Source organism: Pseudomonas sp. TE21435, assembly GCF_056279265.1.
Map to the genome: position 1 here is coordinate 3404479 of NZ_JBWBQZ010000001.1, position 24763 is coordinate 3429241.

The 24763-nt window shown below is 63.2% G+C and carries 19 protein-coding genes and 1 pseudogene; 7 read left to right on the forward strand and 13 right to left on the reverse strand.

Translation table 11 applies throughout. The features are described 5' to 3' along the window. Window positions 1–7: 7 nt before the first annotated feature. A complete protein-coding gene (gene ftsH / locus ACZ9C1_RS15365) occupies window positions 8–1915 on the reverse strand; it encodes an ATP-dependent zinc metalloprotease FtsH (protein ID WP_038706866.1) in 1908 nt (635 codons plus the stop codon). A gap of 203 nt (window positions 1916–2118) precedes the next feature. Continuing rightward, the gene (gene rlmE, locus ACZ9C1_RS15370; protein WP_011532133.1) at window positions 2119–2745 is read right to left on the reverse strand and encodes a 23S rRNA (uridine(2552)-2'-O)-methyltransferase RlmE; all 627 of its coding nucleotides are present in this window, start codon (window positions 2743–2745) and stop codon (window positions 2119–2121) included. Window positions 2746–2847: 102 nt separating this feature from the next. Between rlmE and ACZ9C1_RS15375 the strand changes: the two genes are divergently transcribed. Next, a complete protein-coding gene (locus ACZ9C1_RS15375; RefSeq protein WP_027595032.1) occupies window positions 2848–3156 on the forward strand; it encodes a YhbY family RNA-binding protein in 309 nt (102 codons plus the stop codon). A gap of 24 nt (window positions 3157–3180) precedes the next feature. On the opposite strand, the gene ACZ9C1_RS15380 is transcribed toward ACZ9C1_RS15375, so the two are convergent. The 8 genes from ACZ9C1_RS15380 to grpE all read right to left on the reverse strand — a co-directional run bounded on the left by ACZ9C1_RS15380 (window position 3181) and on the right by grpE (window position 13503). Next, window positions 3181–3618, reverse strand: coding sequence for an MFS transporter (locus tag ACZ9C1_RS15380; RefSeq protein WP_102683190.1), 438 nt, complete (start codon window positions 3616–3618; stop codon window positions 3181–3183). After that, complete coding sequence (gene greA, locus ACZ9C1_RS15385) at window positions 3596–4078, reverse strand: transcription elongation factor GreA (RefSeq protein ID WP_011532131.1); 483 nt, start codon at window positions 4076–4078, stop codon at window positions 3596–3598. Before greA ends, ACZ9C1_RS15380 begins: the two co-directional genes overlap by 23 nt. Further along, the gene (gene carB, locus ACZ9C1_RS15390; protein ID WP_031314636.1) at window positions 4075–7296 is read right to left on the reverse strand and encodes a carbamoyl-phosphate synthase large subunit; all 3222 of its coding nucleotides are present in this window, start codon (window positions 7294–7296) and stop codon (window positions 4075–4077) included. Before carB ends, greA begins: the two co-directional genes overlap by 4 nt. Window positions 7297–7401: 105 nt before the next feature. Continuing rightward, on the reverse strand, window positions 7402–8538 hold the full coding sequence (carA, locus tag ACZ9C1_RS15395; protein WP_102683188.1) for a glutamine-hydrolyzing carbamoyl-phosphate synthase small subunit: 1137 nt from the start codon (window positions 8536–8538) through the stop codon (window positions 7402–7404). 226 nt (window positions 8539–8764) lie between these two features. Continuing rightward, window positions 8765–9571 (reverse strand): 4-hydroxy-tetrahydrodipicolinate reductase, encoded by an 807-nt coding sequence (gene dapB, locus ACZ9C1_RS15400; RefSeq protein ID WP_102683187.1) that lies wholly within the window; start codon window positions 9569–9571, stop codon window positions 8765–8767. A gap of 13 nt (window positions 9572–9584) precedes the next feature. Then, window positions 9585–10709: a molecular chaperone DnaJ gene (dnaJ, locus tag ACZ9C1_RS15405; RefSeq protein ID WP_102683186.1), complete on the reverse strand. Its 1125-nt coding sequence runs from the start codon at window positions 10707–10709 to the stop codon at window positions 9585–9587. A 212-nt stretch (window positions 10710–10921) separates the two neighbouring features. Then, window positions 10922–12847 (reverse strand): molecular chaperone DnaK, encoded by a 1926-nt coding sequence (gene dnaK, locus ACZ9C1_RS15410; protein ID WP_102683185.1) that lies wholly within the window; start codon window positions 12845–12847, stop codon window positions 10922–10924. 101 nt (window positions 12848–12948) lie between these two features. Then, window positions 12949–13503 (reverse strand): nucleotide exchange factor GrpE, encoded by a 555-nt coding sequence (grpE, locus tag ACZ9C1_RS15415; RefSeq protein WP_050706997.1) that lies wholly within the window; start codon window positions 13501–13503, stop codon window positions 12949–12951. A 182-nt stretch (window positions 13504–13685) separates the two neighbouring features. On the opposite strand from grpE, the pseudogene recN reads away from it, so the two are divergent. Next, window positions 13686–15360: pseudogene (gene recN, locus ACZ9C1_RS15420) on the forward strand (DNA repair protein RecN). Window positions 15361–15442: 82 nt separating this feature from the next. On the opposite strand, the gene fur reads toward recN, so the two are convergent. Continuing rightward, on the reverse strand, window positions 15443–15847 hold the full coding sequence (fur, locus tag ACZ9C1_RS15425; protein WP_110701757.1) for a ferric iron uptake transcriptional regulator: 405 nt from the start codon (window positions 15845–15847) through the stop codon (window positions 15443–15445). A 97-nt stretch (window positions 15848–15944) separates the two neighbouring features. Here fur and ACZ9C1_RS15430 point away from each other — a divergent pair, with 97 nt between their 5' ends. Further along, window positions 15945–16463: an outer membrane protein assembly factor BamE gene (locus tag ACZ9C1_RS15430; protein WP_046854057.1), complete on the forward strand. Its 519-nt coding sequence runs from the start codon at window positions 15945–15947 to the stop codon at window positions 16461–16463. An 88-nt stretch (window positions 16464–16551) separates the two neighbouring features. Here the strand turns inward: ACZ9C1_RS15430 and ACZ9C1_RS15435 are convergent, their stop codons facing one another. Continuing rightward, the gene (locus ACZ9C1_RS15435) at window positions 16552–16986 is read right to left on the reverse strand and encodes a type II toxin-antitoxin system RatA family toxin (protein WP_046854056.1); all 435 of its coding nucleotides are present in this window, start codon (window positions 16984–16986) and stop codon (window positions 16552–16554) included. Between the two features lie 161 nt (window positions 16987–17147). Between ACZ9C1_RS15435 and smpB the strand changes: the two genes are divergently transcribed. Next, on the forward strand, window positions 17148–17630 hold the full coding sequence (gene smpB / locus ACZ9C1_RS15440) for an SsrA-binding protein SmpB (protein ID WP_023629355.1): 483 nt from the start codon (window positions 17148–17150) through the stop codon (window positions 17628–17630). Between the two features lie 118 nt (window positions 17631–17748). On the opposite strand, the gene ACZ9C1_RS15445 is transcribed toward smpB, so the two are convergent. Then, window positions 17749–18516, reverse strand: coding sequence for an FCD domain-containing protein (locus ACZ9C1_RS15445; protein WP_277502147.1), 768 nt, complete (start codon window positions 18514–18516; stop codon window positions 17749–17751). Between the two features lie 260 nt (window positions 18517–18776). Here ACZ9C1_RS15445 and ACZ9C1_RS15450 point away from each other — a divergent pair, with 260 nt between their 5' ends. From ACZ9C1_RS15450 to ACZ9C1_RS15460, 3 genes are all read left to right on the forward strand, one after another. Next, window positions 18777–20447 carry a lactate permease LctP family transporter gene (locus ACZ9C1_RS15450; RefSeq protein ID WP_198754602.1) on the forward strand — a complete coding sequence of 557 codons (1671 nt, stop codon included), beginning with the start codon at window positions 18777–18779 and terminating at the stop codon, window positions 20445–20447. Between the two features lie 63 nt (window positions 20448–20510). Next, window positions 20511–21656, forward strand: coding sequence for an FMN-dependent L-lactate dehydrogenase LldD (lldD, locus tag ACZ9C1_RS15455; protein WP_102683180.1), 1146 nt, complete (start codon window positions 20511–20513; stop codon window positions 21654–21656). 71 nt (window positions 21657–21727) lie between these two features. Then, the gene (locus ACZ9C1_RS15460; RefSeq protein ID WP_258599785.1) at window positions 21728–24538 is read left to right on the forward strand and encodes an FAD-binding and (Fe-S)-binding domain-containing protein; all 2811 of its coding nucleotides are present in this window, start codon (window positions 21728–21730) and stop codon (window positions 24536–24538) included. Window positions 24539–24763 lie beyond the last annotated feature (225 nt).

The window sequence follows — 24763 nt, forward strand, 5'->3', positions numbered from 1 at the left end:
GATGCCCTTAGTGTTGAGCCGCTGGACCGCCGATCGGCGACTCCGGACGATCATCCTGGGAAGCCTGCTTGCCAGAGGTCCCGGCATCGTTGTCCCAGTCACGTGGCTCACGCGGAGTGCGGCCAGCCATGATGTCGTCGATCTGGTCGGCATCGATGGTTTCGTACTTCATCAATGCCTCGGCCATGGCGTCGAGCTTGTCGCGATTGTCGGTGAGAATCTGCTTGGCCGTGGCATAGCACTGGTCGATGATGCTGCGCACTTCGGAGTCGATCATCTTCGCCGTCTCGCCGGAAACGCTGGCATGCTGGCTACCCGCGCTGCGGCCGAGGAACACCTCGCCCTCTTCTTCGGCGTACATCAGCGGCCCGAGTTTTTCGGACAGGCCCCACTTGGTGACCATGTTCCGGGCAATCTGGCTCGCACGCATGATGTCGTTGGAGGCGCCAGTGGTCACACCGTCGAAGCCCAGGGTCATCTCTTCAGCGATACGACCGCCGTAAAGCGAGCAGATCTGGCTGATCAGCGCACGCTTGGACAGGCTGTAACGGTCTTCTTCCGGCAGGAACATGGTCACACCCAGGGCACGACCACGCGGAATGATCGACACCTTGTACACCGGATCATGCTCGGGGACGACACGGCCGACGATGGCGTGACCAGCTTCGTGGTAAGCGGTGTTCTGCTTCTCTTTCTCGGACATGACCATGGTCTTGCGCTCGGCGCCCATCATGATCTTGTCCTTGGCCAGCTCGAACTCCTTCATCTCGACCACGCGCTTGCTGGAACGGGCAGCGAACAGCGACGCCTCGTTGACCAGGTTGGCCAGGTCGGCACCGGAGAAGCCAGGGGTACCGCGGGCGATGACCGCCGCGTTGACGTTCTCGCCGATTGGCACCTTGCGCATGTGCACTTTGAGGATCTGCTCACGACCACGGATGTCCGGCAGGCCGACCACCACCTGGCGGTCGAAGCGGCCCGGGCGCAGCAGCGCCGGGTCGAGCACGTCAGGGCGGTTGGTGGCGGCGATGACGATGATGCCATCGTTCATCTCGAAGCCATCCATTTCGACCAGCAACTGGTTCAGGGTCTGCTCACGCTCGTCGTGACCGCCGCCCATGCCGGCGCCACGGTGGCGGCCGACGGCGTCGATCTCGTCGATGAAGATGATGCATGGTGCGTGCTTCTTGGCCTGCTCGAACATGTCGCGCACGCGGCTGGCGCCCACGCCGACGAACATCTCGACGAAGTCGGAACCGGAAATGGTGAAGAACGGCACCTTGGCTTCGCCGGCGATGGCCTTGGCCAGCAGGGTCTTACCGGTACCGGGCGGGCCGACCATCAGCACACCGCGGGGGATGCGGCCACCCAGGCGCTGGAACTTGCCAGGGTCACGCAGGAACTCGACCAGTTCGCCAACTTCTTCCTTGGCCTCGTCGCAACCGGCGACGTCAGCCAGGGTAGTCTTGACCTGGTCTTCGGACAGCAGACGCGCCTTGCTCTTGCCGAAGCTCATCGGGCCGCCTTTACCACCGGCACCGCCCTGCATCTGGCGCATGAAGAACATGAACACGGCGATGATCACCAGAATCGGGAAGCTGGCGACCAACAGTTGCGTCCAGATGCTCTGCTGCTCAGGCTGCTTGCCTTCGACGGTGACGTGGTTATCGACCAGGTCGCCGATCAGGCCGTTATCGGTGATGGCTGGGCGGACGGTCTTGAAGTTGTCGCCGTCGGTGCGCTTGCCGGTAATGATGTAGCCGTCGACGGTCACGCGCTCGACCTTGCCATCCTTGACCTGCTGGATGAAGTCGGAATAGTTGAGGGTCTGCGGCTCGTTAGGGCTCGAGAAGTTGTTCATCACCGTCACCAGGACGGCAGCGATGATCAACCAGAGGATCAGATTCTTTGCCATGTCGTTCAATTCGCTACCCTCTGAGGCCGGCGCACGACGCAGCCGTGCCTCGCATGATATTCATCGCCCTAACTTACTACATTACCCACGCATCCGCAGGCACCGTCTGTAACCCTTTGTGAAAGCTAGACTACACGAAGTTCGGACGATCCAGACGGAGCCGCCGATTGGAAATAACTATCGGCAACCCCGCAGCACGCCTTTCACGCTCCCTTGAAACCCTTGCCCAACAGGTACTGTTCGCGGGAACGATCCCGCGAGGACGACGGCTTGCGCATCTGCACCTTGTCGAACTTGCTGCGCACGTCCTTCAGGTACATGTCGAAACCCTCGCCCTGGAAGATCTTGATCAGGAAATCCCCGCCGGGCTTGAGCACGCGGGTCGCCAGATCCAGGGCCAGTTCGCAGAGGAACATGGCGCGCGGCATGTCCACCGCGGGCGTACCACTCATATTGGGGGCCATATCGGAAATCACAAGGTCTACGTGCGAATCACCGACCGCCTGCAGGATCTGCTGCAGCACTTCGTCCTGGGTAAAGTCGCCCTGGATGAAGGTAACGTCCGGGATCGAGTCCATTTCCAGGATGTCCGAGGCGATCAATCGCCCTTGGCCACCAATCAGACGACTGGTCACCTGCGACCAGCCCCCTGGCGCTGCGCCGAGGTCGATCACGCTCATGCCGGGGCGGATCAGGCGGTCTTTTTCCTGGATCTCCAGCAGTTTGTAGCTCGCACGCGAGCGGTAGCCATCCTTCTGCGCCTGTTTCACAAAAGGATCGTTGAAATGCTCTCGCAGCCAGTTTGCGCTGCTTTTGGAACGTTGTACCACGGGGCACCTCGATGATATGCGTCGTGTTTGACTGGGCGGAGCCAGGGGCCCTCGGGTAAAATGCCCGTCAATTTTACAGAATCAGACGAAAAGGGTCAGATTATGCCGCTCAATAACGAGCAGAAGAAGCAATACAAGTCCATTGGTCATGACCTGAAGCCGGTCCTGATCGTTGCTGGCAACGGTGTGAACGAAGGCGTCGCCGCCGAACTGGAGCGCGCCCTGGCCGATCACGAGCTGATCAAGGTCGAAATCCGTTCGGAAGACCGTGAAGAGCGCGCCGCTGCGATCGCCGAACTGTGCAAGGTCGGCCGCGCCGAGCTGGTGCAGACCATCGGCAAGAAGGCGCTGATCTACCGCAAGAACCCACAGCCGAACAAGCAGCTGTCCAACATCCACCGCTTCAAGTAACGGTGGCGCCGATCAGTGGCGCGCCTAGCGCGCCCTGACCGGAACCGGCTGGGCCACCAGCACGATGCCGGAGAAGCCCAGCACCAAAAAGCAGAACATCTGCCAGCGCTCACCCACGGAGATCCCGTAGCGCAGGGTGTAGTAGCTGAGACAGGCAGCAAAGCCAAGCAGCAGCATCTGCCCACGGAACTGCCGCCACCAGGCCGCCAGGCCATCCACCCTCGCCAATACCGCCAGCTGGGTCAACAGCCCGAGCAGCGCCACGCCGATCAACCAACGGTCGATCTGCACGGCAATATCCTGCACCAGCAATGGCGCAAGGCCACTGACCTTGAGCGCCGGCACCAACCCCACGTGGAACACCCACAAGCCACCGACCCAGAAAACCTGGGCCAGCTGCCAGAGGATCCCCTCGAGGGATGGCGCCCGCAGGCGCCGGTCAGATGTGCTTGACTTCGACAATCTCGTACTCGACCGTGCCACTTGGCGTCTTGACGACGACAGTATCACCTTCTTCCTTGCCGATGATGGCACGGGCGATCGGCGCACCGCTGGAGAGCTTGCCCTGCTTCACGTCGGCCTCGTCCTCGCCGACGATCTGGTAGGTCACCTCTTCATCGGTCTCGGTGTTCGCCAGCACCACGGTGGTGCCGAAAATCACCTTGCCGGTGTGGGCGATGGTGGTGACGTCGATCACCACCGAGTTCTGCAGGCGGCCTTCGATATCGCGGATACGCGCCTCGACCATGCCCTGCTCCTCACGGGCGGCATGGTATTCGGCGTTTTCCTTGAGGTCGCCCAGCTCGCGAGCTTCGCCGATTGCCTGGCTCAGGCGCGGACGCTCGGTCTTGCTCAGGAACAGATGCTCTTCTTCCAGGGCGCGAGCGCCCTGGACGGTCATCGGATACTTGGTAATGCTCATGCTTTGAGTCCTGCATGCAGATCCTGCAGGCGACGAACGGTCTTTTCCGGACCGAATTTCAGCGCCTCGCAGATGGCTTCACCGGCCGCAATGGTGGTGGTGCAGTAAATCTTGTGCTGCAGCGCATTGCGACGAATCGAGTAGGAGTCGGCAATCGACTGGCGGCCTTCGGTGGTGTTGATGATCAGCGACACTTCGTCGTTCTTGATCATGTCGACCACGTGCGGGCGACCCTCGGTCACCTTGTTCACACGGCGTACTTTCAGGCCGGCCGCTTCGATAACCTTGGCGGTGCCTGCAGTTGCAACCACTTCGAAGCCCAGGGCGATCAGGTCGCGAGCAACCCCAGCCACTTGTGGCTTGTCGTCGTCACGCACGCTGATGAACGCGGTACCGCCGGTCGGCAGCACTTCGCTGGCGCCCATCTGGGCCTTGGCGAAGGCTTCACCGAAGCTGTCGCCGACACCCATGACTTCACCGGTGGATTTCATCTCAGGGCCGAGGATCGGGTCAACCCCCGGGAACTTGGCGAACGGGAAGACGGCTTCCTTGACGCTGTAGAAGTTCGGGATGATTTCCTGGGTGAAGCCCAGTTCTTTCAGGGTTTTGCCAGCCATGACGCGCGCGGCGATCATCGCCAGCGAGGTGCCGATGCACTTGGACACGAACGGCACGGTACGCGAGGCGCGCGGGTTGACCTCGATCACGTAGATCTTGTCGCCCTGCAGGGCCAACTGCACGTTCATCAGGCCGACCACGCCCAGCTCCAGGGCCATTTTCTTGACCTGTACGCGGACTTCGTCCTGCACTTCCTTGCTCAGCGAGTAAGGTGGCAGCGAGCACGCCGAGTCACCGGAGTGAACGCCGGCCTGCTCGATGTGCTGCATGATCGCGCCGATCACCACGTCGGTACCGTCGCAGACCGCATCCACGTCCATCTCGATGGCGCAGTTGAGGAAGTGGTCAAGCAGCACCGGGCTGTCGTTGGACACTTGCACCGCTTCACGCAGGTAGCGCTTGAGCTCGTCCAGTTCGTAGACGATCTCCATCGCACGGCCGCCCAGTACGTAGGACGGGCGCACCACCAGCGGGTAGCCGATAGTGCCGGCCGCCTTGATGGCTTCATCTTCGCTGCGCACGGTGGCGTTTGGCGGCTGCAGCAGGTTCAGGCGCTGAACCATCTGCTGGAAACGCTCGCGGTCTTCGGCGCGGTCGATGGCGTCCGGACTGGTGCCGATGATTGGCACGCCGGCTTCTTCCAGGGCACGGGCCAGTTTCAGCGGGGTCTGGCCGCCATAGTGGACGATGACGCCCTTCGGCTTCTCGACGCGGCAGACTTCCAGCACGTCTTCCAGGGTCAGCGGCTCGAAGTACAGACGGTCGGAGGTGTCGTAGTCGGTGGAAACGGTTTCCGGGTTGCAGTTGACCATGATGGTCTCGTAACCGTCTTCACGCAGTGCCAGCGCGGCGTGCACGCAGCAGTAGTCGAACTCGATGCCTTGGCCGATACGGTTCGGGCCACCGCCCAGGATCATGATCTTGTCGCGGGTCGACGGGTTGGCCTCGCACTCTTCCTCGTAGGTCGAGTACAGGTAGGCGGTGTCGGTGGCGAACTCGGCGGCGCAGGTGTCGACGCGCTTGTACACCGGGAACACTTCCAGCTTGTGGCGGTGACGGCGCAGGTTCTTGTCGGTGATGCCGAGCAGCTTGGCCAGGCGCTGGTCCGAGAAGCCCTTGCGCTTGAGGCGCAGCATGTAGTCCTTGTCGATCGCCGACAGGGCCAGGGTCTTGACCTTCTCTTCTTCCTTGATCAGGTCTTCCATCTGCACCAGGAACCACAGGTCGATGCCGGTCAGCTGGAAGATTTCCTCGATGGTCATGCCCGAACGCATGGCGTCGGCCACGTACCAGATACGCTCGGCACCCGGCACGGTCAGTTCGCGCTTGAGGATACTGGCGGCTTCCGGGCTGGCCAGGTCGACTTTCGGGTCGAGGCCGCAGGCGCCGACTTCCAGGCCACGCAAGGCTTTCTGCAGGGATTCCTGGAAGGTACGGCCGATGGCCATGACTTCACCGACAGATTTCATCTGGGTGGTCAGGCGGGCGTCGGCCTTGGGGAATTTCTCGAAGGCAAAGCGCGGCAGCTTGGTAACGACGTAGTCGATCGACGGCTCGAAGGACGCCGGGGTACGGCCACCGGTGATGTCGTTCTGCAGTTCGTCGAGGGTGTAGCCGATGGCCAGCTTGGCGGCGATCTTGGCGATCGGGAAGCCGGTGGCCTTGGAGGCCAGGGCGGACGAACGCGAAACACGCGGGTTCATCTCGATCACAACCATGCGGCCGGTGTTCGGGCAGATGCCGAACTGCACGTTGGAACCGCCGGTCTCGACACCGATTTCACGCAGCACCGCCAGCGAGGCGTTGCGCATGATCTGGTATTCCTTGTCGGTCAGGGTCTGTGCCGGAGCCACGGTGATCGAGTCACCGGTGTGCACGCCCATCGGGTCGAAGTTTTCGATGGAGCAGACGATGATGCAGTTGTCCTTCTTGTCGCGGACCACCTCCATCTCGTATTCCTTCCAGCCGATCAGCGATTCGTCGATCAGCAGTTCCTTGGTCGGCGACAGGTCCAGACCACGGGTGCAGATTTCTTCGAACTCTTCACGGTTGTAGGCAATACCGCCACCGGTGCCGCCCATGGTGAAGGACGGGCGGATGATGCATGGGAAGCCGAGCTTCTCGAGGACCGCATTGGCCTCTTCCATGCTGTGTGCGATACCCGAGCGCGGGCACTCAAGGCCGATGTCCTTCATGGCCTTGTCGAAGCGCGAGCGGTCTTCGGCCTTGTCGATGGTGTCGGCGTTGGCGCCGATCATTTCCACGCCGAACTTTTCCAGAACGCCATGGCGCTCCAGGTCCAGGGCGCAGTTCAGCGCGGTCTGGCCGCCCATGGTCGGCAGGACGGCGTCCGGGCGCTCTTTCTCGATGATCTTGGCCACCGATTGCCATTTGATCGGCTCGATGTAGGTGGCGTCGGCCATGGCCGGGTCGGTCATGATGGTGGCTGGGTTGGAGTTCACCAGGATGACGCGGAAACCTTCCTCGCGCAGGGCCTTGCAGGCCTGGGCGCCGGAATAGTCGAACTCACAGGCCTGGCCGATCACGATCGGGCCAGCGCCGAGAATCAGGATGCTTTTGATGTCTGTACGTTTTGGCATGGTGGTCACTCAAATCCGGGGTCAGTCGGCAAGCCGCTTTGAACAATCTGGGTCAGGCGCTTCCGGGCACGGCACAAGCCGGCCCGGGGCCTTGAAGCAGGATGCTCAGCGGCGCTTGGCCATGGCATCGGTGAAACGATCGAACAGTGGCGCGACGTCGGTCGGGCCCGGGCTCGCTTCAGGGTGGCCCTGGAAGCTGAACGCGCATTTGTCGGTGCGCTCGATACCCTGCAGGGTGCCGTCGAACAGCGACTTGTGGATGGCGCGAACATTGCCTGGCAGGGTGGCTTCGTCGACGGCAAAGCCGTGGTTCTGGCTGGTGATCATGACCACACCGGTATCCAGGTCCTGGACCGGGTGGTTGGCACCGTGGTGGCCGTGGCCCATCTTCACGGTCTTGGCACCGGAGGCCAGGGCCAGCAGTTGGTGGCCGAGGCAGATACCGAAGACCGGAATCTCGGTCTCGAGGATTTCCTTGATCGCCTGGATGGCGTAGTCGCATGGCTCCGGATCACCAGGGCCGTTGGACAGGAACACACCATCGGGGTTGAGCGCGAGCACTTCGCTGGCCGGGGTCTGGGCAGGCACCACGGTGACGCGGCAACCACGCGCGACCAACATGCGCAGGATGTTCAGCTTGACGCCGTAGTCGAAGGCAACCACGTGGTACGGCAGGTCGGCAGCATCGATGGTCGGGTGGCTGTCGGTCTTCAGCTCCCACACGCTGGAACGCCACTCGTAGCGCTCCTTGGTGGAAACGACCTTGGCCAGGTCCATGCCCTTCAGGCCCGGGAAGGCACGGGCAGCGGCGATCGCCTGCTCTTCGGTGATGTTGTCACCGGCGAGGATGCAGCCGTTCTGGGCGCCCTTTTCACGCAGGATACGGGTCAGGCGGCGGGTATCGATGCCGGCGATGGCGACAACGTTGTTGGCCTTGAGGTACTCAGGCAGCGACTGGGTATTGCGCCAGTTGCTGGCCAGCAGCGGCAGGTCGCGGATGACCAGGCCAGCGGACCAGACGCGGTTGGATTCGGCGTCTTCCGGGGTAGTGCCGGTATTGCCGATGTGCGGGTAGGTCAGGGTGACGATTTGCTGCGAGTAGGAAGGGTCTGTAAGGATTTCCTGGTAGCCGGTCATAGCGGTGTTGAATACCACCTCGCCAACGGTCTGACCGTCGGCACCAATGGCTTCACCGCGAAAAATACTGCCGTCGGCAAGGGCGAGTATGGCTGGCTTTGTCAAGAAGACCTCCCGTAAATCAAGCATGAAAGGGCGATCGCAGGTTGCAAAAAAGCGGAGTGACGTATGGACACGTCACCCCGCTTTTAAGTGCTGAATTCAATTCGCTGCGCGCTTTTAGTGGACACACTAAAGCTGTAGCTTACAGAAAAGTGCGTTTTCGGTCTACCGTAGATGTGTCTCTAAAACACTTGGATGCGACAAGGGGCTGCCAGGCAGCCCCGCGGCATCAACGCAGCTCGAGCACGTCCTGCATGTCGTACAGGCCAGGCTCACGCCCTTCCAGCCACAGCGCAGCGCGCACGGCGCCCTTGGCGAACGTCATGCGGCTGGAGGCCTTGTGGGTGATCTCCAGGCGCTCGCCTTCGGCGGCGAACAGCACGGTGTGATCACCGACCACATCACCGGCACGCACGGTGGCGAAACCAATGGTCTTGCGATCACGAGCACCGGTCTGGCCTTCACGACCATAAACCGCCACTTCCTGCAGGTCGCGCCCCAACGCATTGGCAACCACTTCACCCATGCGCAGCGCGGTCCCCGACGGCGCGTCGACCTTGTGCCGGTGATGGGCCTCGATGATCTCGATATCCACATCATCGCCCAGCACCCGGGCCGCCATGTCCAACAGCTTGAGACTGAGGTTCACACCCACGCTGAAGTTCGCGGCGAAGACGATCGGGATCTCCTTGCCCGCCTCTGCCAGCAGCTCTTTCTCTTCCGGCGTGAAACCGGTGGTGCCGATAACCATGGCCTTGCCCGCCTTGCGACAGAACGCCAGGTTCTTCAGGGTCACCGAAGGATGCGTGAAGTCGATCAGCACATCGAACTCGTCAGCAACCTTGGCCAGGTCATCACAGATCGGCACGCCGATACGCCCCAGGGCCGCCAGCTCACCGGCATCAGCCCCGACCAGCGAGCTGTCCGGGCGATCGATCGCCGCCGTCAGGCCCGTCAGGGGCGCCTGCTGCTGCACGGCCTCGACGAGGGTCTTGCCCATCCGCCCCGCCGCGCCCATTACCGCAATACGTCGCATAGCCTGTTCCTTCTCAGAGATCGCCGAAGAAGCGCTTCATACCCTCGAACCAGCCACTGGCCTTGGGCGAATGGGAGCTGTCGCCCTCGAGCGAGTCACGCAGCTCTTCGAGCAGTTCGCGCTGGCGACGGCTGAGGTTGACCGGCGTTTCCACCGCCACGCGGCACAGCAGGTCGCCTGCCGCACCACCGCGCACCGGCGCCACACCCTTGCCACGCAAGCGGAACTGCTTGCCGGTCTGGGTGCCTTCGGGAATTTTCAGCTTCACGCGACCATCGAGGGTCGGCACTTCCAGCTCGCCACCCAGGGCGGCGTCGGTATAGCTGATCGGTACTTCGCAGTAGAGGTGCTTGCCGTCGCGCTGGAAGATCGGGTGCTCGCGCACATTGACGACCACATACAGGTCACCGGTCGGACCGCCATGGGCACCCGCCTCGCCTTCGCCGGACAGGCGGATGCGATCGCCGGTATCGACGCCAGCCGGCACCTTGACCGACAGGGTCTTGTATTCCTCGACACGACCTTCGCCGTGGCACGAGCCGCAAGGGTCGGTGATGATCTTGCCCTGGCCATGGCAGCGCGGGCACGTCTGCTGCACCGCGAAGAAGCCCTGCTGCATGCGCACCTGACCGATACCGCCACAGGTCGGGCAGGTCGACGGGGTCGAGCCCTTCTTGGCGCCGGAGCCGTCGCACGGCTTGCAGTTGACCAGCGTAGGGACGCGGATATTGACCGTGGTACCGCGCACCGCCTCCTCGAGATTGAGCTCGAGGGTGTAGCGCAGGTCACTGCCACGCTGGGCGCCGCCACGACCACCACCACGGCCACCGCCGAAGAAATCACTGAAGACATCACCGAAGATATCGGAGAAGTTGGCACCACCGAAACCGGCACCGCCGCCACCCATGCTCGGGTCGACGCCGGCGTGGCCGTACTGGTCGTACGCCGCACGCTTGCTGGCATCCGACAGCACTTCGTAGGCCTCGTTGGCTTCCTTGAACAGGTCTTCCGACTCTTTATCACCCGGGTTGCGGTCAGGGTGGTACTTCATCGCCAGACGGCGGTAGGCCTTCTTCAGATCACCTTCACTGGCGCCACGCTCGACACCCAGGACTTCATAAAAATCACGCTTTGCCATAGGTCATTTGCACTCTTGGGGGCGTTCGGCATACCTCTGCGCATCGGTGCGCCATGCCGTCAGCACCTGCCGCCATACGCGAATGCGCCCAGACAGATGCTGTAAATAATTCTCGTGTTCCAGACACGCCAACGCGGGAGCAAGCCCCCGCGCGGCGACATCCTACCAGCTCACCGGCAAACGACGGTGAACTGGGCGACAACATGCAGGACTTACTGCTTGTTGTTGTCTTTTACTTCTTCGAACTCGGCGTCAACCACGTCGTCGTGCTTGGCTTCCGGTTCGGCCTGCTGGGCGCCGCCCTGCGGTTGCTCGGCCTGTTGCTCGGCGTACATCTTCTGGGCAACAGGGGCCGAAACCTTGGACAGCTCCTCGACCTTGGCGTCGATGGCTGCCTTGTCGTCGCCCTTGACGGCGGCCTCCAGGGCAACCACGGCGGCCTCGATGGCAGTCTTCTCTTCGGCGGTGACCTTGTCACCGGCTTCAGTGACCATCTTGCGGGTCGAGTGGACCAGCGCATCACCCTGGTTACGGGCGGCGGCCAGCTCTTCGAACTTGCGGTCTTCCTCGGCGTTGGCCTCGGCGTCACGCACCATTTTCTCGATTTCTTCGTCGGACAGACCGGAGTTGGCCTTGATCACGATCGACTGCGCCTTGCCGGTAGCCTTGTCCTTCGCACCGACGTGCAGGATGCCGTTGGCGTCGATGTCGAAGGTCACTTCGATCTGCGGCACGCCGCGTGGAGCCGGCGGGATGTCAGCCAGGTCGAACTTGCCCAGCGACTTGTTCTGCGAAGCTTGCTTGCGCTCGCCCTGCAGCACGTGGATGGTCACGGCGCCCTGGTTGTCGTCGGCGGTCGAGAACACCTGCGACTTCTTGGTCGGGATGGTGGTGTTCTTCTCGATCAGCGCGGTCATCACGCCACCCATGGTTTCGATACCCAGGGTCAGCGGGCTGACGTCCAGCAGCAGCACGTCCTTCACGTCACCGGCCAGAACGGCACCCTGGATGGCGGCACCCATGGCAACGGCTTCGTCCGGGTTGACGTCCTTGCGCGCTTCTTTACCAAAGAAGTCGGCAACGGCTTTCTGCACCATCGGCATACGGGTCTGGCCACCGACCAGGATTACGTCGTCGATCTTGCTGGCATCAATGCCGGCGTCCTTCAGGGCGATGCGGCATGGCTCGATGGTACGGTTGACCAGGTCTTCGACCAGCGACTCCAGCTTGGCGCGGGAGATCTTCACGTTCAGGTGCTTCGGACCGGTTGCGTCTGCAGTGATGTACGGCAGGTTGACGTCGGTCGACTGAGCCGAGGACAGCTCGATCTTGGCCTTTTCAGCGGCTTCTTTCAGGCGCTGCAGGGCCAGGGGATCGTTCTTCAGGTCCATGCCGGACTCTTTCTTGAACTCGTCGACAAGGTAGTCGATCAGGCGCATGTCGAAGTCTTCGCCACCCAGGAAGGTGTCACCGTTGGTGGCCAGCACTTCGAACTGGTGCTCACCGTCGACTTCGGCGATTTCGATGACCGATACGTCGAAGGTACCACCACCCAGGTCATAGACGATGACGGTATGGTCGCCCTTGCCCTTGTCCATGCCGTAGGCCAGCGCGGCGGCGGTCGGCTCGTTGATGATGCGTTTTACGTCCAGGCCAGCGATGCGGCCGGCGTCTTTGGTCGCCTGGCGCTGGCTGTCGTTGAAGTAGGCCGGCACGGTGATGACCGCTTCGGTGACCGGCTCGCCCAGGTAGTCTTCGGCGGTCTTCTTCATTTTCTTCAGGACTTCGGCGCTGATCTGCGGCGGAGCCATCTGCTTGTCGGCAGCCTCGACCCAGGCGTCACCATTGTTGGCCTTGACGATCTTGTAAGGCACCAGCTTGATGTCTTTCTGTACGACATCTTCTTCGAAGCGGCGGCCGATCAGACGTTTCACCGCGAACAGGGTGTTGTGCGGGTTGGTGACCGCCTGACGCTTGGCCGACTGGCCAACCAGGATCTCGCCGTCGTTGGCGTAGGCGATGATCGAAGGCGTGGTGCGCGCGCCTTCGGCGTTCTCGATGACCTTGGCAGTGCCGTTTTCCAGCACGGAGACGCAGGAGTTGGTGGTCCCCAGGTCGATACCGATGATTTTACCCATGTTGATTCTCCCGAAACTTGAATTTGGTAGCAGCGACTGCTTTGGCCAACTGCGCTAATACTTGAAGGCTTGACACCTAGATGGGGGTGTCCGAAAAGATTTCAAGCCTTTTCGTTGATCGAAGGCTGCGGGGCGCTCGGCGCCTTGCTGACCACCACCATGGCGGGGCGCAGCAGGCGGCCATTGAGCAGGTAGCCCTTCTGGAACACGTTCAGCACGCTGTTCGGCTCGACATCAGCACTTTCCTGCATGGCCATCGCCTGGTGGTGCTCGGCGTTGAATGGCTGGCCGTGCGGCTCGATGGTCTCGAGGTTGTAGCGTTTGAGAGTGTCCTGGAACATCTTCAGGGTCAGCTCGATGCCTTCGCGCATCGGCTTGATGGTCTCGTCGTCGGCGCTGGACAGCTCCAGACCACGCTCCAGGCTGTCGATGATCGGCAGCAGGTCGCCGGCGAACTTCTCCAGGGCGAACTTGTGGGCCTTCTCGACATCCTGCTCGGCACGGCGGCGGATGTTCTGCAGGTCGGCAGCGGCGCGCAGGGACTGGTCCTTGGCGGCGGCCAGCTGCTCCTCGAGCTCCAGGACACGGGCATCGGCATTCGCGGCGCCTGCTTCTTCGGAATTCAGGTTCTTCTCATCCAGCTGTTCGTCAGCCATTGGGTTTCTCCTCCACGATTTCTGTCGTGCGAGCCAGGCTCGCCATGTCTTGCCGGCTATATGGGGTCGGAAAAACCAGGTTCAAGGGGGAAGGTGCTTTTCCACATTCGTCGACCGGCTATTGGCAGACTCGCGAAAAGCACTGTATAAATATCCAGACAAGACCCTTCGGGAGCCGCTCCATGCTGGTGCACCTGTCCATTCACAACTACGCCATCGTCGAACACCTCGACCTCGAGATCGCCCGCGGCATGTCCGTCATCACCGGCGAGACCGGGGCCGGCAAGTCGATCATGCTCGATGCCCTCGGCCTGGCCCTGGGCGACCGCGCCGACAGCGGCGTGGTGCGCCCGGGCACCGACAAAGCCGACATCCTCGCCACGTTTGACCTGGTCGACATCCCGCGAGGCGCACGCCTGGCTCGCCGAGCGCGACCTGGAAAGCGACGGCCCCTGCATCCTGCGCCGGGTGATCACCGCCGAGGGCCGTAGCCGCGGCTACATCAATGGCACCCCTTGTCCGCTGGGCGACCTCAAGGCCCTGGGCGAGCTGCTGATCGATATCCACAGCCAGCACGAACACCAGTCACTGCTGAAAACCGACACCCACCGCCGCCTGGTGGACGAGTACGCCGGCGCCACCGATCTGGCCCGCCAGGTGCAGCTGGCCGCCAAGCGCTGGAACCAGACGCGCCAGGAGCTGGAGCGCCTGAGCAACTCCGGCGACGAGCAGCGGGCGCGCCACCAGTTGCTCAGCTACCAATTGGAGGAACTCGACAACCTCGGACTGGGCGAAAACGAACTGGAGCAGCTTGAGCAAGAGCACAAGAACCTGACCAACGCCGAGGCACTCTTCGGCATTTGCCGCCAGGTCATCGAACAGTGCAGCGAAAGCGATTCAGGCAACGTGCTGAGCGCCCTGACCATGAGCCTCAACCGCCTCGGCGCGGTAGGCAATGCACCCAAAGCACTGGGCGAGGCGGTCAACCTGATTTCCAGCGCGCAGATCCAGGTGGAGGAGGCCGTCGGCGAACTCAACCGCTTCCTCGACAACTTCGACGCCGACCCGATGCGCCTGCAGAGCCTTGAAGAGCGCCTGGACACCATCTACACCCTCGCCCGCAAGCACCGCGTGCATCCCACTGAACTGCCGCACCTGCAACAGCGCCTGATGGAAGAGCTGGAAGGGCTGAACGCCAGCGACGAATCGATCGAGCGGCTGGGCGAGGAGCTCGCGGCCTTCGCACAGCATTATAAAGAGAAGGCCATCGAGCTCAGCACCCTGCGCCGGCAGGCGGCCAAACAGCTGGCCACCGCCGTGGAGCAGGAAATCCAACGCCTGGGCATGCCCGGCGGACGCTTCTGCATCGAACTCACCCCCTTCGAAAGCACGGACCTCTCACCCCATGGCCTGGAGCAGATCGAACTGCTGGTCAGTGCCAACCCCGGCCAGCCACTCAAGGGCCTGGCCAAAGTGGCCTCGGGCGGCGAACTGTCACGCATCAGCCTGGCGATCCAGGTGATCACCGCACAGACCTCACGCATTCCAACCTTGGTATTCGACGAAGTCGACGTTGGCATCGGCGGCCCGACTGCCGAGATCGTCGGCCAATTGCTTCGCCGTCTCGGCGAGCGCGGCCAGGTGCTGACCGTGACCCACCTGCCACAGGTCGCAGCCCAGGGGCATCACCACCTGTTCGTGCACAAGGTGCGCAACAGCGACACCACGCACACCGCCGTGGCCAGCCTGGGCAAGCGCGAGCGGGTCGAGGAAGTGGCGCGGATGCTGGGCGGCATTGACCTCACCAAAGAGTCGCTGGCCCATGCGCGCAAGATGGTGGTGACCAGCAAGACCTGAGCGGGCCCACCCCACGCACGCTCCCCAGAACGCACAAAGGCGACCCGAAGGTCGCCTTTGTCGTCAATAACGAGATAAATCGTTACTTCTTTTTACGCACATACAGAACCAGATTGTGGTCCACCAGCTCGAAACCGTGCTCGGCAACGATTTCCTTCTGGCGCTTTTCGATCTCGACATCGAAGAACTCGATGACTTCACCGCTGTCCACGTTGACCATGTGGTCGTGGTGGCCGCCGTCAGCCAGCTCGAATACCGCGTGGCCGCCATCGAAGTTATGGCGAACCACCAGACCCGCCGCTTCGAACTGGGTCAGTACGCGATACACGGTCGCCAGACCGACATCCTCGCCAGCCTCCATCAGCGCCTTGTACACATCCTCGGCACTCATGTGACGCTGCTCGGTGGAGTCGAGCATCTGAAGAATCTTTACTCGAGGCAGGGTTACCTTGAGGCCCGCTTTGCGCAATTCGCTATTTTCAACCATGGTCAGCTTTCTCGCCGATGCTGCTTCGCAGCTTCTCTTAATACGGGTATGATCGGGGTTTACGTTGTCCAGCCAAGATAGTGGAAGTCGCCCACCGATGCAAAACACCAAGCTCTTGCTAACCAGCCTCACCCTAGTGGGACTGCTCGCACTCGCCGGTTGCTCGTTTCCCGGGGTTTACAAAATCGACATCCAGCAGGGCAATGTCGTCACGCAGGACATGATAGACCAATTGCGTCCGGGAATGACCCGCCGACAAGTAAGGTTTATCATGGGCAACCCCCTGCTGCAGGACACCTTCCACACCAATCGCTGGGATTATCTCTACAGCCTGCAGCCTGGCGGCGGCCAGCGCCAGCAAGAGCGCATGAGCATCTTCTTCAACGAGAACGATCAACTGGTCAACCTCTCCGGCGACTTCATGCCAGGCGTCAGCCGCGACCAGGAAATCCTCGGTGGCAGCGGTGACACCACGGTCAACCCGGACAAGCAGCCGAGCCAACCCGAGAAGCCAGCCAAGCCAGGCTCGCTGGAAGACTCGCTGCAAAAGGAAATCGACAACGTCGAGACCACCCCGGTGCCGACACCAGCACCGCTGGAAACTTCGCCGCAGTAAATGCGCCGATACTAAAAAGCCCGGATCTTGTCCGGGCTTTTTATTGCCTGCATGAATGGCGGGGCTTGCTCACCTGCCACGCGCGCCCTCAACCATTGAGCTGCTTGGCCCGCTGGCAGAAGGCATCGACCATCGTGTTGGCCGCCTGGTTGAACAGCGGCCCCAAGGTGGCCCGCACCAGGGCACCTGCGTAGTCGAACGACAGGTCGAGGCTGATCTTGCAGGCCTTCTCTCCCAACGGCTTGAACACCCACAGCCCGTGCAACTGGGTGAACGGCCCCTCCTCCAGGTTCATCTCGATCGACTGCCCCGGCACCAGCACATTGCGCGTGATGAACTGCTGGCTCATGCCACCCTTGGCCACTTCCAGCCTTGCCCGCATGTGCGTGTCACTGGTCTCGAGCACCGTGGACGCCGAGCACCAGGGCAGGAACTCCGGGTAGCTCGCCACATCGTTGACCAGGTCGTAGAGCGCCTGGGCAGGGTACGGCAGCAGAGCGGAGCGTTGAATATGGGTAGTCATCCAGGCGTCACTTCCAAACTGGGCGGCAGCGCTTGTCAGCGCCTTGAAAACGGCTCTGCGCGGCAGAGCGTGGGTTGCATTGTCCGGGATTCACACAACAGGCTCAAGCGCAGCTAAACCCCGTAGCCGAGGACGCGGCGACTGCCTATAATGCCGCCCCTATGGCTAAACAAAAGAAGCATCCGACCGGGACCATCGCGCAGAACAAGAAAGCGCGACACGATTACTTCATCGAACACAAGTTCGAGGCCGGGCTGGTCCTGTCCGGCTGGGAAGTAAAAAGCCTGCGGGCCGGCAAGGCGCACCTGACCGACAGCTACGTGCTGCTCAAGGATGGCGAAGCCTGGCTGTTCGGCAGCCACATCACCCCGCTGAACACCGCCAGCACCCACGTCATCGCCGACCCCATCCGCACCCGCAAGCTGCTGCTGAACAAGCGCGAGCTCGAGCGCCTGGAAGCGGCCGTGGCGCAGAAGGGCTACACCTGCGTGGCGATGTCGCTGTACTGGAGCAAGCACCTGATCAAGTGCGAGATCGCACTCGGCAAGGGCAAGAAGGAGTTCGACAAGCGCGATACCGTGCGCGAGCGCGACTCCAACCGCGAGCTGCAGCGCACGATGCGCAACAAGGGCAAGGAAGAGTAGGGCTCGGCCTGACCTTTCCCGTGGGAGCGGGCTTGCCCCGCGATAGCGCCAGGCCAGGCAGTACCGCTGCCCCTGCTAGCGCGATCGCGGGGCAAGCCCGCTCCCACGAAGTCCAGAATCAGCGTCCGCTGCGCCGCTCCGCACGCGCCACCCGCTGCGCTTGCTGCTGCGCCTCCTGCAGCACCTCCTGCACATACAGGATGTGCCGGCTGGACACCTCCCGCGCGTCCTCCGCGCGCCCCTCGACAATCGCCAGATACAACTCGCGATGCTGGCTGATCAGCATGTCGCGGGTCTCCGTGCGTTGCTGGTACATGCCGCCAATGTTGGTCACCACATTGCGCTTGAGCAGGTCGAACAACCCGCGAATGGTGTGCAACAGCACGGCGTTGTGGCTGGCCTCGGCAATGGCCAGATGGAAGCGCGCATCCGCCGCGCCCTCCTCCGCCCGGTCCACTTCACCGACACGGTTGTAGCAGTCCTGCAAGGCGTCGAACGCAGTCTTCAGCCGCTCGCGATCCGGCTCGGTGGCGCGCTGCGCCGCGTAGTAGGCGCAGGACGCCTCCAGCGTATGACGAAACTCCAGCAGGTCACGCTGCGCCTCGGGACTGGATTCGAGAAGTTTCAGCAAGGGGTCGCTGAAGGTCGAGCCCAATGACTCGGCCACATAGTTGCCGCCGCCCTGGCGACTGACCAGCAAGCCCTTGGCCACCAACTTCTGGATCGCCTCGCGCAGCGACGGGCGCGACACGCCGAACTGCTCGGCCATGGCGCGCTCGGCCGGCAGGCGCTGACCCGAGGTGAGGGTGCCTTCGAGAATCATCCCTTCCAACCGATCGACGATGTCGTCGGACAGGCGCCGCTGGCGGACCTGATCAAAAACCATCACATGCTCTCCACGAACCCCGGGGATGCGAATCCGGGGGCGCCTATTCTGCGCCTATCCGACTTGCGCCGACACCCTTCAGGCGGCGTTTTTCCCAGCCATTCAGATGCCCGCTCATCGGCATCCGACCAAAGTTTCCCCCAGGACAAATTGACACACCCGCTGCTGCGCTTTTAACCTAGCGACCAGCCATTGTAAATTGGTCTTACCAATTATCCAATGCCAGTGCCTTGACCAACAACAATTAGGGGCCACCCCATATGCAAACCTGGCAACAACTCTATACCCCGCTTGGTAGCCTTGGCCTGTCCGCGCTGGCGGCGGTCATCCCAATCGTGTTCTTCTTCCTTGCCCTCGCCGTGTTCCGCCTCAAGGGCCACGTCGCCGGCAGCATCACCCTGGCGCTGTCGATCCTGGTGGCGATCTTCGCCTTCCAGATGCCTGTCGACATGGCCCTGGCCGCTGCGGGTTACGGCTTCCTCTATGGCCTCTGGCCAATTGCCTGGATCATCGTTGCCGCGGTGTTCCTCTACAAACTCACGGTCAAGAGTGGCCAGTTCGAGGTCATCCGCAGCTCGGTGCTGTCGATCACCGACGACCAGCGCCTGCAGGTGCTGCTGATTGGCTTCTGCTTCGGCGCCTTCCTCGAAGGCGCGGCCGGCTTCGGCGCACCGGTGGCCATCACCGCCGCGCTGCTGGTGGGCCTGGGCTTCAACCCGCTGTATGCCGCCGGCCTGTGCCTGATCGCCAACACCGCCCCGGTGGCCTTTGGCGCCCTGGGCATCCCGATCATCGTGGCCGGGCAGGTAACCGGCATCGACGCCTTCCACATCGGCGCCATGACCGGACGCCAGCTGCCGCTGCTGTCGCTGTTCGTGCCGTTCTGGCTGGTGTTCATGATGGACGGCGTGCGCGGCGTGAAAGAGACCTGGCCTGCCGCCCTGGTGGCCGGCCTGAGCTTCGCCGTCACCCAGTACTTCACCTCCAACTTCATCGGCCCGGAGCTGCCCGACATCACCTCGGCCCTGGCCAGCCTGATCGCCCTGACCCTGTTCCTCAAGGTCTGGCAGCCCAAGCGCGCGTTCGCCGAGGCCAAGGGCAGCGTCGGCGCCGCCGTCGTGCAGTCGAGCGGCAGCCAACCGAGCCCGTACAGCTTTGGCGAGATCTTCAAGGCCTGGTCGCCCTTCCTGATCCTCACCGTACTGGTCACCATCTGGACCCTGAAACCGTTCAAGGCAGCCTTCGCCCCGGGCGGCGCGATGTACAACTTCGTGTTCAACTTCGCCATCCCGCACCTCGACCAGCTGGTGGTGAAGACCGCCCCAATCGTCACAGCGCCCATCGCCATGCCGGCGGTGTTCAAGCTCGACCCGATTTCCGCCACCGGCACCGCGATCTTCCTATCGGCACTGATCTCGATGTGGGTGTTGAAGATCAACTTCAAAACTGGTCTGACCACTTTCAAAGAGACCTTCTGGGAACTGCGCTGGCCGATCCTGTCGATCGGCATGGTGCTGGCCTTCGCCTTCGTCACCAACTACTCGGGCATGTCCTCGACCATGGCCCTGGTGCTGGCCGGCACCGGCGCGGCATTCCCGTTCTTCTCGCCGTTCCTCGGCTGGCTGGGCGTGTTCCTGACCGGCTCGGACACTTCGTCCAATGCCCTGTTCAGCTCGCTGCAGGCCACCACCGCGCACCAGATCGGCGTCAGCGACACTCTGCTGGTGGCGGCCAACACCAGCGGCGGCGTGACCGGCAAGATGATCTCGCCGCAGTCGATCGCCGTGGCCTGCGCGGCCACCGGCCTGGTCGGCAAGGAATCCGACCTGTTCCGCTTCACCGTCAAGCACAGCCTGTTCTTCGCCACCATCGTCGGCCTGATCACTCTGGTCCAGGCCTACTGGCTCACTGGCATGCTGGTTCATCACTAAAGTGACAGGAGCCGGGCGCCTTAACGCGCCCGGCATTCCCCACAAGCAACGCTGCGAGAATCCATGATCATTTCCGCCTCCACCGACTATCGCGCCGCGGCCCAACGCAAGCTGCCTCCCTTCCTGTTCCACTACGCCGACGGCGGCGCCTACGCCGAGCACACCCTGCGCCACAATGTCTCGGACCTTGCCGGCATCGCCTTGCGCCAGCGCGTGCTGAAGAACATGTCCGAACTGAGCTTGCAGACAAAACTGTTCGACGAGACCCTGAGCATGCCCGTGGCCCTGGCCCCGGTCGGCCTCACCGGTATGTACGCCCGTCGTGGCGAGGTGCAGGCGGCACGCGCAGCGGCGGCCCATGGCATTCCGTTCACGATGTCGACGGTATCGGTGTGCCCGATCGAAGAAGTGGCCCCGGCCATCGACCGGCCAATGTGGTTCCAGCTGTATGTCCTGAAAGACCGCGGCTTCATGCGCAACGCCTTGGAGCGTGCGAAAGCGGCCGGCGTGAAGACCTTGGTGTTCACCGTCGACATGCCCGTGCCCGGCGCCCGCTATCGCGACGCCCACTCCGGCATGAGCGGCGCCAACGGCCCGCTGCGCCGCGTGCTGCAAGCCATGACCCACCCGCAATGGGCCTGGGACGTCGGCGTGATGGGCCGCCCCCACGACCTGGGCAATATCTCCGCCTACCGCGGCAACCCCACGGGCCTTGCCGACTACATCGGCTGGCTGGGCAACAACTTCGACCCGTCCATCTCCTGGAAAGACCTGGAGTGGATCCGCGAATTCTGGGACGGCCCGATGATCATCAAGGGCATCCTCGACGCCGATGACGCCCGCGACGCGGTCAAGTTCGGCGCCGACGGCATCGTCGTCTCCAACCACGGCGGCCGCCAGCTCGACGGCGTGCTGTCCAGCGCCCGTGCGCTGCCGGCCATCGCCGACGCGGTGAAGGGCGATATCAAGATCCTCGCCGACTCCGGCATTCGCAGCGGCCTCGATGTGGTGCGCATGATCGCCCTGGGCGCCGACACCGTGCTGATCGGCCGCGCCTTCCTCTATGCCCTGGCGACCCACGGCGAGGCCGGGGTGAAGAACCTGCTGGAGCTGTTCGAGAAAGAAATGCGCGTGGCCATGGTGCTGACCGGCGCCAAGTCCATCGGCGAGATCAGCAAAGACTCGCTGGTCCGCGAACTGGGCGCCTGAGCGCGCCCGCCAACGCCTGATTACCCGGGGCACGCCGCGCACCAGACGCCGCGGCCCCGCGAGGAGACTGCATGAGCCTGCCCGCCGCGTTCCTGCGTGATGCCGAGCGCCTGATCCCCGCCGAGCGCCGCTTCGACGACCCGACTTCGACCCTGGCCTTCGGCACCGACGCCAGCTTCTACCGGCTGATCCCCAAGCTGGTGCTGCGCGTGGAGTCCGAGGACGAAGTGGTCGCGCTGATCCAGCTGGCCCAGCGTGACCGGGTAGCGGTGACTTTCCGCGCTGCCGGCACCAGCCTGTCCGGCCAGGCCATCAGCGACTCGGTGCTGATCGTGCTCGGCGACAACTGGAATGGCCGGGAGATTCGCAACCACGGCGAGCAGATCCGCCTGCAGCCCGGCGTGATCGGCGCCCAGGCCAATGCCTGGCTGGCCCCCTATGGGCGCAAGATCGGCCCGGACCCGGCGTCGATCAACGCCTGCAAGATCGGCGGCATCGTCGCCAACAATGCCAGCGGCATGTGCTGCGGCACCGCGCAGAACACCTACCACACCCTCGCCGGTCTGCGCCTGGTGCTGGCCGATGGCACCCGCCTGGACAGCGAAGACCCGGCCAGCGTCGCCGCATTCGAGCAAAGCCACGCCAGCCTGCTGGACGAACTGGCCCGCCTTGGCCGCGAGACCCGCGCCAACACCACGCTGGCTGAGCGCATCCGGCACAAGTACCGGCTGAAGAACACCACGGGGCTTTCGCTTAACGCACTGGTGGACTACGACCAGCCGCTCGATATTCTGCAACACTTGCTGGTCGGCTCCGAGGGGACCCTGGGTTTCATCAGCGCCGTCACCTACGACACCGTGCCCGACCACCCGCACAAGGCCAGCGCGCTGCTGGTGTTCCCCAGCGTCGAAAGCTGCTGCCGCGCCGTGACCGTGCTCAAGCGCCAGCCCGTCTCCGCCGTGGAGCTGCTCGACCGTCGCAGCCTGCGCTCGGTGCAGGAGATGCCGGGCATGCCGGCGTGGGTCAAGGACCTGTCGGCCAACGCCTGCGCCCTGCTGATCGAATGTCGCGCGGCCAGCCAGAGCCTGCTACACGAGCAACTCGAGCAGGTAATGGCGTCCATCGACGACTACCCGCTGGAGCAGAAGGTCGCGTTCAGCGAAGACCCGGCGGTGTACAACCAGCTGTGGAAGATCCGCAAGGACACCTTCCCCGCCGTCGGCGCCGTGCGCCAGACCGGCACCACGGTGATCATCGAGGACGTGACCTTCCCCATCGAGCAACTGGCCGAAGGCGTCAACCGCCTGATCCAGCTGTTCGACAAGCACCGCTACGACGAGGCGATCATTTTCGGCCACGCCCTGGAAGGCAACCTGCACTTCGTCTTCACCCAGGGCTTCAACAGCGCCGAGGAAGTGGCGCGCTACCAGGCCTTCATGGACGACGTGGCGCAGCTGGTGGCAGTGGAATTCGGCGGCTCGCTCAAGGCCGAGCACGGCACCGGGCGCAACATGGCGCCCTTCGTCGAACTGGAATGGGGGCATGACGCCTACCAGCTGATGTGGAAGCTCAAGCGCCTGCTCGACCCCAACGGCATACTCAACCCCGATGTGGTGCTGAGCGAGGACCCCGACATTCACCTGAAGAACCTCAAGCCGCTGCCGGCCGCCGACGAGATCGTCGACAAGTGCATCGAGTGCGGTTTCTGCGAGCCGGTATGTCCGTCGAAAGGGCTTACCTTGAGCCCGCGCCAGCGCATCGTCATGTGGCGCGACATCCAGGCGAAGAAACGCGCCGGCGTTGATACCCGCGAACTGCTGCGCACCTACCAGTACCAGGGCATCGACACCTGCGCCGCCACCGGCCTGTGCGCCCAGCGCTGCCCGGTGGGCATCAACACTGGCGAGCTGGTGAAGAAGCTGCGCGGGCAGGCGGCCGAGCACGGCAAGGCCGCCGACTGGCTGGCCGAACATTTCCACGCCACCCTGCGCGGTGCCCGCTTCACGCTGGCCGCCGCCAATAGCGCGCGCAAGCTGCTCGGTGCCCCACGCATGAGTCGGCTCAGCGCCCGCCTGAGCAAGGCCAGCAAAGGCCGCCTGCCACAGTGGACACCCGCCATGCCACAGCCGTTGCGGGCCGTCGAGCTCCGCACTGCAAACCACGACGACCGCCCTCGCGTAGTCTATCTGGCCGCCTGTGTTTCGCGGGTGATGGGCCCGGCCTATGCCGACCGCGAGCAAAGCTCGCTGCTGGACAAGACCCGCGCCCTGCTGGAGAAGGCCGGCTATCAGGTAGTGTTCCCGGACAACGCCGACAGCCTGTGCTGCGGCCAGCCGTTCGCCTCCAAGGGCTACCCCGAACAAGCCGAGCACAAGCGCCAGGAACTGATCAACGCGCTGCTGCACGCCAGCCGTGGCGGCCTCGACCCGATCTACTGCGACACCAGCCCCTGCACCCTGCGCCTGGTGCAGGACCTGGGCGAATCGCGGCTGGACCTGTACGACCCGGTACGCTTCATCCGCACCCACCTGGTCGACAAGCTGGAGTTCACCCCCCAGGACGAGCCCGTGGCGGTGCACGTGACCTGCAGCACCCAGCACCTGGGCGAAAGCCAGGCGCTGATCGACCTGGCGCGGCGCTGCAGCAAGCAGGTGGTGATCCCCGAAGGCATTCATTGCTGCGGCTTCGCCGGCGACAAGGGCTTCACCACACCGGAGCTCAACGCCCATTCGCTGCGCACGCTCAAGGACGCGGTGCAGTATTGCAGCGAGGGGATCTCCACCAGCCGCACCTGTGAGATCGGCCTGTCGAGCCACAGTGGCATCGATTATCACGGGCTGGTCTACCTGGTGGACCGGGTGACGCGGGCGCGCAGTCTCTGAGGGCAGGGCTTTCTCGCACCGGCCTCTCGCCGGCAAGCCGGCTCCCACCCCGACCGCGCTAGCCCAAAGCAATGTGCCATCCTGTGGGAGCCGGCTTGCCGGCGAGAGGTCGGTACAGGCAAACAAGCCAGTTGCTCCCACAGGTATGGCGCATGCCGGCATGCGACTTCTGCACAAACCCCACGCACTCAAGTAAACTGGCGGCCTTTTCACGCAGCCTCGGGC